This is a genomic window from Gemmiger formicilis (assembly GCF_016901605.1).
Classification (GTDB): Bacteria; Bacillota; Clostridia; order Oscillospirales; family Ruminococcaceae; genus Gemmiger; species Gemmiger formicilis_B.
In genome coordinates this window covers 1-220 of the sequence record NZ_JACJKP010000862.1, presented here as the reverse complement: position 1 = coordinate 220, position 220 = coordinate 1, and the positions used below count along the sequence as shown (strand labels likewise).

Annotated in this window: 1 protein-coding gene; it reads right to left on the bottom strand. The window is 60.9% G+C overall.

Features of this window, described 5'->3' with window-relative positions; translation table 11 throughout:
* Window positions 1-76: 76 nt before the first annotated feature.
* Window positions 77-220: PEP-utilizing enzyme (locus H6B10_RS17050; protein ID WP_275951115.1), on the bottom strand; the 144-nt coding region annotated here is incomplete at its 5' end.

Below are 220 nucleotides of genomic sequence, written 5' to 3'. Positions count from 1 at the left end.
CGTTTAAGCCAGCGCGCCAAAGGCCCCGATGCCGACATTCTGCTGTTCCAGATTGCACTGTTGGAAGACGAGTCCTTCACCAATGAAATTGGTGATTACATAGCTGCCGGTGCCCGGCGGCCAGGGCGGCCACGCCGTCGCCCAATTGGACAATGGCGGGAATCCCCAGGCTGCGGGCCATAATGGCGGCGTGACTGACCGTGCTGTCCTGATTGCTGGC